A 5,177-nucleotide genomic window follows, 5' to 3' on the forward strand; every position below is an offset into this window, starting at 1 on the left:
CCCAAGTTCGTTCTATCCGCGTGAGATGCACCCCGGCAGTGTGGTCGTCGAATCGCGTATCGGGGAGCCCACGATTACCGAACTGCGGCTTCGCGGCCACCAGGTCACCGTCGGAGAGTCCTGGTCAGAGGGCCGGATCTGCGCCGTCGCACGGGATCCAAGCAGCGGGGTGCTGGCCGCCGGGGCCAATCCACGGGGAATGCAGGGATACGCTGCCGGTCGTTAGTCGGCGTTTTGCGATAACCGCGACGAAATGGTGCAACAGGACTTTACTTAATTGACACCGGAGCGGGCCCGGCGAAACGTACGGTGGACCCATTCTGCCACTTGGCGTCCAGGGGTTCGCATGCTTCTCCGCGAGGCGAGGGGTCGCCCGTCCAGGTTGATCGTCCTTGCGGTCGCCGTGGTGCTCGGCTCGGTGCCGCTGGCCGCCTGCGTCCCGGTGCAGCCGCTCGCCGCCGCCGCCACACACCACGATGACCTGGGCACCCCGGTCGGCGACCGACCGGTCATCGAGGGCGGCCACCTGGTGATGGGCTTGTCCAACGAGCCGGACCGGCTCGACCCGACCACCTCGACCTCGCTGTACACCCGCTACGTGATGACCTCGGTCTGCGAGAAGCTCTACGACCTGGACGCGACCGGCGGCATCGTCCCGCAGCTGGCCAGCGGAATGCCGACGATCTCCCCGGACGGGCTGACCGTGACGTTCGGCGTGCGCACCGGTATCCGGTTCGCCGACGGCACCCCGTTCGACGCGGCGGCGGTGCGCACCAGCCTGCAACGCCATCTCACCTTCAAGGCCTCCGCGCGTAGAAGCGAGATGGGCCCGCTGACCAGCATCGAGGCCCCGGACGCGGGTCACGTTGTACTGCGTTTCAAGCAGCCGTTCTCGCCGATCACCGCCGCCCTGGCGGACCGCGCCGGCATGATCATGTCGCCGGCCGCGCTGGCCGCCGAGGGCGCCAACTTCGGCGACCGCCCGGTGTGCGTCGGGCCGTTCAAGTTCGCCGGGCGGGTACCGCAGACCGCCATCGACGCGGTCCGGGACCCGCTCTACTACGACGCCGGGCGGGTGCACCTGGACGCGATCACCTACCGGATCATGCCGGACACCGTGACCCGTGCCGCGAACCTGCGCTCGGGGGACGTCCAGGTGGCGAACGAGATCTCCCCGCAGGACGTGGACGCGCTGGCGAAGGACCGGAACCTGCACCTACTGCAGTCCGGCTCGCTCGGCTACCAGGGCCTCACGATCAACACCGGCAACGTGGACGGCGTGGGCAAGCCGCCGAAGCGGATCGACACCCCGCTGGCCCGGGATCCCCGGGTCCGCGAGGCGTTCGCCAGCGCCATCGATCGGCAGACCCTGGTGGCCACGGTGTTCAACAACTGGTTCGAGCCCGCGTGCTCGCCGATCGCGCCGCCGTCGCCCTATGCCTCGCCGGCGAGCAACGCGTGCCCGCCGTACGACCCGGCCCGCTCGCGGCGGCTGCTTGCCGAGGCCGGTGTGCCGACGCCGGTGAAGGTGGCCATGCAGGTCACCAACACCCAGGACGAGCTGCGCTACGCCCAGGCGCTGCAGGCCAGCGTGGCCGAGGGCGGTTTCGACCTGCGGATCGTGCCGGTTGAGTACTCCACGCTGCTGGCCGTGGAGATCCGCGGCACCTTCGAGCTGCTGCAGCTGGGCTGGTCCGGGCGGATCGACCCGGATGGCAACACCACGCGCTTCCTGGGCACCCAGGCGTCGGCCAACTACGGCGGGTACTCCTCGCCGGAGCTGGACGACCTGCTGGCTCAGGCGTCGCGGAGCATCGACACGGCGCGGCGGGCCGAGCTCTACGGCCGGGCGACCCAGGTGATCCAGCGGGACAACCCGATCGTCTACACCTACCGGCGGCGCCTCCTGACCGTGCACTCCACCCGGCTGACCGGCATCGAGGTCTACTCCGACGGGGTGGTCCGGCTCGCCCGGGCCGCGTTCGTCAGGGATCAGGAGGGCTGATCCATGGGGCGCTACCTGTTGCACCGGCTGTGGCAGTCCGCGGTGACGCTCGTGCTGGCCTCGGTCGTGGTGTTCGTCGGTGTCCGTGCGCTGCCCGGTGACCCGGCGATCGCGATGGCCGGGGAGGAAAGCGATGAGGCGGCGCTCGCCGCTGTGCGCGCCCAGCTCGGGCTCGACCAGCCGCTGCCGGTGCAGTACCTGAAGTTTGTCGGCAACGCGCTCACGGTGAGCTCGGCCGCTCCACCCGGACCGGCATCCCGGTCACCCAGATGATCGGTGCCACGCTGCCGGTCACCGTTCAGCTCGCGGTCTACGCGATGATCATCGCGGTGCTCGCCGGGATGGCCGGCGGCGTGGTCGCGGCGGTGTACCGCGGGCGCTGGCCGGAGTGGCTGGCGAACGGGTTCTCGCTGGCCGCGCTGTCCGTGCCGACCTTCTGGCTGGGCATCCTGGCCATCGTGTACCTGGCCGTGCAGCTGGGCTGGTTCCCCGCGTCGGGGTACGTGTCGCCGTTGCGGGACCCGTTGCGCGCGGTCTACTACCTGACGCTGCCGGCGGTGATCCTCGGCGTCGCCCATGCGGCGGTGGTGCAAAGGCAGACTCGCTCGTCGATGGTGGACGCGCTCAACGCCGACTACGTGCGGACCGCACGGGCGAAGGGCCTCGGCGGGGCCGCCGTGGTGTTCCGGGACGGGCTGCGCAACAGCCTGATCGTGGTGACCACGGTGGTCGGGCTGCAGCTCGGTGGCCTGATCGCCGGCGCGGTGGTCACCGAACGGATCTTCGCACTGCCCGGGGTCGGCAAGCTCACCCTGGACTCGGTGTTCACCCGGGACTATCCGGTGCTCCAGGCTGTCGTCCTGGTCATCACCGCCTCCTACATTGTGATCAACCTGTTGGTCGACGTGCTCTACACGGTGATCGATCCGCGCATCCGGGTTTCCGGGAGGTCCACGTGACCACGCTCGCCGTGCCTGTCGATGCCAGCCCCACGCGGATCCGTGGGCGGGCCCTGCGCACGTTGCTGCACAACCCGGCCGGTGTGGTCGGCGGCGTCCTGCTGCTGGTGGTCGTGGTGGGCGGCGTGTTCGCCCCGCTGCTCGCGCCCTACCCGCCCGCCGAGGTGCACTTCACCACGCCGTTCCAGCAACCGGACACTGTCGGGTTCGCCTTCGGCACCGACGACCTGGGCCGCGATGTGCTCTCCCGGGTTCTCTACGGCACCCGGACGTCGCTGGAGGTCGGGCTGCTGTCGGTGCTGCTCGCCGTCGCCGCCGGGGTGCCGCTGGGGCTGGCAGCCGGGTACTGGCGCCGGCTGGACGCGCTGGTCTCCCGGCTCGCCGACCTGATGCTGGCCTTCCCATTCCTGGTCCTCGCCGTGGGGCTGGCCGCGATCAACGGCGGCGGGCTGGGCAACGCGGCCATCGCGCTGGGCATCGCGAACATTCCGACGATGATCCGGGTGGTGCGGGCCGAGACACTACGGCTGGCCGACAGCGACTTTGTGCTCGCCGCCCGGTCGATGGATGCCGGGCCGTGGCGGATCCTGGGCCAGCACATCCTGCCCAACGCGCTGTCCGCGATCATCGTGCAGGCCACGGTGATCATGCCCGCGGCGGTGCTCGGCGAGGCGGTGCTGTCCTTCCTCGGCCTCGGTATCCAGCCCCCCGCGCCCAGCCTGGGCATCATGCTCTCCGACGCCCAGCAGTACCTGTTCCGGACGCTGTGGCCGGGCGTCTTCCCCGGCATCGCCCTCGCGCTGATCTGCCTGGGCTTCAACCTGTTCGGCGACGCCCTGCGGGACGCGCTGGACCCGAAGACCGTGAGTGAGGGCCGCTGATGGGCGCCGGACCGACGGATACCGGCCTGACGCCGCTGTTGGAAATCAACAACCTGCGGGTTGCGTTCGGCGGTGACACCGTGGTGCACGGCGTTGACCTGCGGGTGATGCCGGGGGAGCGGGTGGCGGTGGTCGGCGCGTCCGGCTCCGGGAAGTCGACCACCGCGCACGCGGTGATGGGCCTGCTCCCGGGCAGCGGCCGGATCACCGGCGGCCGGATCCTGCTGCGCGGGGAGGACGTCACGCACGCCGGCGAGGCGCGGCTGCGCCAGCTGCGCGGCCGGGAGGTCGGGCTTGTCCCGCAGGACCCGATGTCCAACCTCAACCCGGTTCTCCGGGTCGGCCGGCAGGTGGCGGAGACCCTGGTGGCCCACGGGCTGGCGAGTCGACGTGCGGCGGCGGCCCGGGCCGTCGAGATCATGGGCGAGGTGGGCCTGCCGGAGCCGGAGCGCCGGGCGCGGCAGTACCCGCACGAATTCTCCGGCGGCATGCGCCAGCGCGTCCTCATCGCGATCGCCCTGGCCTGCCGGCCGGAGCTGCTCATCGCTGACGAACCGACCTCGGCGCTCGACGTCACCGTGCAGCAGCAGATCCTGGACCGGCTGGACACGCTGACCCGTGAGCTGGGCACCGCTGTCCTGCTGGTCACCCACGATCTGGGGCTCGCGGCGGAGCGGGCGGACCGGGTGGTCGTGCTGGCCGAGGGCCAGGTCGTGGAGAGCGGCGCGACCCGGGAGGTGCTCACCGCCCCTCGCCACGATTACACCCGCCGGCTGGTCGCGGCGGCACCATCGATCTCCGCGACGGTGCTCACCGGGCCAGACGCCGGTCCGGAACCGGTGCCACCGGTGCTGGAGGTGGAGCGGGTGTCGAAGGAGTTCCGCATCCGAGGTCGCGGCGGGGTGCTGCGTGCCGTCGATGACGTGTCGTTCGAGGTCCACCGAGGACGAACCACCGCGGTGGTGGGGGAATCCGGCTCGGGCAAGACAACCGTGGCCCGGATGGTGCTCGGGCTCGTCCCGGTCACCACCGGCACCATCCGGCTCGACGGCGACGACATCGTGGGGATGCGCGGGGCGCGGCTGCGGGCGGCGCGGCGGGCGATGCAGCCGGTGTTCCAGGACCCCTACGGCTCGCTGGACCCGACGTTCTCGGTGGAGCGGCTGGTCGCGGAGCCGCTGCGGATCTTCAAGGCTGGCGACAAGGCGGGGCGTGCCGCGCGGGTGCGCGAGCTGCTCGACCAGGTCGCGCTGCCTGTCGCGACCGCTCAGCGCTACCCGAACGAGTTGTCCGGCGGGCAGCGGCAGCGGGTGGCGATCGCCCGCGCGCTGG

Annotated in this window: 5 protein-coding genes and 1 pseudogene; all 6 read left to right on the forward strand. The window is 71.3% G+C overall.

Going from position 1 to position 5,177, the window contains the following annotated elements; translation table 11 throughout:
* Positions 1–226 (forward strand): annotated as a pseudogene (locus tag VGD70_RS01145) (gamma-glutamyltransferase family protein); the annotation flags it as partial.
* 156 nt (positions 227–382) lie between these two features.
* Positions 383–2,005, forward strand: a complete 1,623-nt coding sequence (locus tag VGD70_RS01150; RefSeq protein ID WP_331077155.1) for an ABC transporter substrate-binding protein — start codon at positions 383–385, stop codon at positions 2,003–2,005.
* Between the two features lie 3 nt (positions 2,006–2,008).
* Positions 2,009–2,278: a hypothetical protein gene (locus VGD70_RS01155; RefSeq protein WP_331077157.1), complete on the forward strand. Its 270-nt coding sequence runs from the start codon at positions 2,009–2,011 to the stop codon at positions 2,276–2,278.
* Positions 2,275–2,964: an ABC transporter permease gene (locus VGD70_RS01160; RefSeq protein WP_331077159.1), complete on the forward strand. Its 690-nt coding sequence runs from the start codon at positions 2,275–2,277 to the stop codon at positions 2,962–2,964. Before VGD70_RS01155 ends, VGD70_RS01160 begins: the two co-directional genes overlap by 4 nt.
* On the forward strand, positions 2,961–3,845 hold the full coding sequence (locus VGD70_RS01165; RefSeq protein WP_331077161.1) for an ABC transporter permease: 885 nt from the start codon (positions 2,961–2,963) through the stop codon (positions 3,843–3,845). The genes VGD70_RS01160 and VGD70_RS01165 overlap by 4 nt, the downstream gene beginning before the upstream one ends.
* A partial coding sequence (locus tag VGD70_RS01170; RefSeq protein WP_331077163.1) for an ABC transporter ATP-binding protein occupies positions 3,845–5,177 on the forward strand: 1,333 nt, incomplete at its 3' end. The genes VGD70_RS01165 and VGD70_RS01170, both read left to right, overlap by 1 nt.

It is taken from the genome of Actinophytocola sp. (assembly GCF_036402745.1).
In the GTDB taxonomy this organism is placed as follows: Bacteria; Actinomycetota; Actinomycetes; order Mycobacteriales; family Pseudonocardiaceae; genus Actinophytocola.